The 2,643-nt window shown below is 71.6% G+C and carries 2 protein-coding genes and 1 pseudogene; 2 read left to right on the forward strand and 1 reads right to left on the reverse strand.

Annotated features, from left to right (window positions below; all coding sequences use genetic code 11):
- A pseudogene (locus tag AB0C29_RS42645) lies at window positions 1–467 on the forward strand (shikimate dehydrogenase); the annotation flags it as partial.
- 72 nt (window positions 468–539) lie between these two features.
- Complete coding sequence (locus tag AB0C29_RS42650; protein ID WP_360833259.1) at window positions 540–1,931, forward strand: Nramp family divalent metal transporter; 1,392 nt, start codon at window positions 540–542, stop codon at window positions 1,929–1,931.
- Window positions 1,932–1,940: 9 nt separating this feature from the next.
- Here the strand turns inward: AB0C29_RS42650 and AB0C29_RS42655 are convergent.
- Window positions 1,941–2,643 (reverse strand): VOC family protein (locus AB0C29_RS42655; RefSeq protein ID WP_360833261.1); only part of this gene is annotated, 703 nt, incomplete at its 5' end.

A 2,643-nucleotide genomic window follows, 5' to 3' on the forward strand; every position in this document is an offset into this window, starting at 1 on the left:
GCGCGGCCTGCGCGTTCGCCCAGCTCAGCGGCGGCGTCGAACAGCTGACGGTGGTCGATCCGGACGCCGACCAGCGGGGGCTGCTGGCCGAGGCGCTGAGCATGCGCTTCGAGGTCGAGCGCATCGCGGTGGCGGCGCCCGACGAGCTGCCCGCGGTGCTGGCCGGGGCCGACGGCCTGGTCAACGCGAGCCCGGTCGGCATGGTGGCCAGCCCCGGGCTGCCGCTGCCGGTCGCGCTGCTGCGCCCGGGCCTGTGGGTGGTCGACATCATCTATCTGCCGGTGGAGACACAACTGCTGCGCGCCGCGCGGGCCGCGGGCCTGCGCGCCATCGGGGGCGCCGCCATGTGCGTGTTCCAGGCCGCCGCCGCGTTCGAGCTCTTCACCGGGTGCACCCCCGACACCGGGCGGATGCTCGCCCACCTCAACCGGCTGCTGCAAGGCAGCGGGCGCCACATCCACGCCTGACCCGTCCCCCGCCCCGCCCCCACACCGTTGGAGTGACCGATGAGCCGACCGACGCAACGAGCAGACCGAACCGTGCCTCCCGACGGGCACCTCACCACCCGGAACCTTCCCGAGCCGATGTCGTTGCGCCGCATGGTCGGCCCGGGCGTCGTGGCGGTCGGCATCGGCATGGCGGCCGGGGAGATCATCCTGTGGCCGTACCTCACCGCGATCGGCGGGCTGGGACTGCTCTGGCTGGCCTTCGCCACCCTGGCCGTGCAGTTCGTCATCAACATGGAGATCGAGCGCTACACGCTGGCCACCGGGCAGACCGCCGTCGCCGGCTTCTCCCGCTGGTGGAAGGGCTGGGGCATCATCATCTGCCTGGCCGGCGCCTTCCAGTACGTGTGGCCGGGCTGGGCCACCAGCGGCTCCACGGTGTTCACCTACCTGGTCGGCGGGGGCGATCCGGTCTGGATCACCGTGGGCGTGCTGGCCGCCATCGGCGTGCTGCTGTCGCTGTCGAAGGTCATCTACAAGACCGTCGAGCGGGTCGAGATCGTCAAGGTCGGCCTGACGCTGTTCTTCCTGGCCGTCGTCGTGGTCTTCGTCATCTCCCTGCCCACCTGGGGCGAGGGCGCGCGGGAGAGCGTGACCGGCTTCGGGCAGATCCCCGAGGGCATCACCTTCACCCTGCTGCTCAGCGCCATCGGCGCCGCGGGCGCCGGCGGCGTGCACAACCTGGTGCTCAGCAACTGGATCCGCGACAAGCGGTACGGCATGGGCGCGCACGTCCCCCGGCTCATCTCCCCCATCACCGGCCAGGAGGAGGCGGCCGGCGGCGACCGGTACACGTTCCCCCAGGACGATGAGAACCTCGCCCGCTGGCGGGTCTGGTGGAAGCGCGCCAACATCGAGCACTTCTTCGCGTTCCTGCTGGTCTGCTTCCTGACCATCACGATCATGAGCCTGCTGGCCTACGAGACCCTGTTCGGCCGCGACGACCTCAAGTCCGACCCGTCGTTCCTGCGGATCGAGGGTGACGTGCTGGCCACGGAGGTCGGCGGCTGGCTCAAGCTGCTGTTCTTCGCGATCGCCGCCGTCTCGCTGTGGGCCGCCGCGATGGGACTGCTCGACGTCATCGGCCGGGTGGCCAGCGACTTCGTCCGCCGCAACTACCTGGCCGGCTCGGCCCGCTGGACCGAGGCCCGGCTCTACCTGGCCGTGGTCTGGGGCGAGATCGTGCTGGGCTCGCTGATCCTGCTGGCCGGCTTCACCCAGCCGCTGGGCCTGCTGATCGTGTCGACCTGCGCCGCCTCGGTGGTGACCCTGCTGTACTCGGCGCTGCTCGTGCGGCTCAACCGTAAGGACCTGCCCGCGGCCATCCGGATCGGCGGCTGGCGGCTGGGCGGGCTGCTGGTGGCGATCGGCTTCTACGGCTTCTTCGCCGTGGCCATGGTGGTGACCCAGCTGCAGAAACTCTGAGGACCCCGATCAGCTCGCCGACAGCCGCAGGTGGCGGTGGGCGGCCATCCGTACGGGTGCGTTGGCTTCGCCGAAGCCGTCGTAACCGCCCCGGCGCTGCAGGATCTCGAAGAAGACCCGCCCGCCGTAGACCGGGGTGTACAGGTGGAACAGCTCACCGCCCTGCTGATCACGGTCGTAGAGGATGCCGTGGCGGCGCAGCCGCTCGACGACGTCCCCGGGCAGGGCGAAGCGGGCGACCAGGTCGGCGTAGTAGTTGTCCGGCACCGGCATCGCCGGGCCGCCCAGCCGCTCCACGGCCGCGGCGGTGGCGAAGATGTCGGCAGTGGTGAAGGCGACGTGCTGCGGATCCACCACGGCCGGCGCCCACTCGCCGCGGCGCAGCAGGGCCACGGTCAGGGCCAGCCGGATCGTCCGGTGCGCGGTGCTGAACGCCCGCGAGCGCATGAGCCCGAACGGGGCCGCGTACTCCTCGGTGGTCAGCTGGGTCAGCCCGAGCACCGAGTGGTAGAAGAGCCCCGCCTCGTCGAAGTGGTCGAACGGCTGGGCCAGCCCGAGGTGATCGGTGCCGCGCAGCCCGGCGTCCACGGTGGGCTGCTCCCCGGTGGCCAGGAAGTCGGCCCGCCAGTCGTTGTCGTCGGCGCTGAAGAACACCGAGGTCCCGTCCGGGGCGGCCACCGCGGCCAGGTCGGCCTCCCGCACTCCCCGGGCC

Source organism: Actinoplanes sp. NPDC048791 (assembly GCF_040650095.1).
Classification (GTDB): Bacteria; Actinomycetota; Actinomycetes; order Mycobacteriales; family Micromonosporaceae; genus Actinoplanes.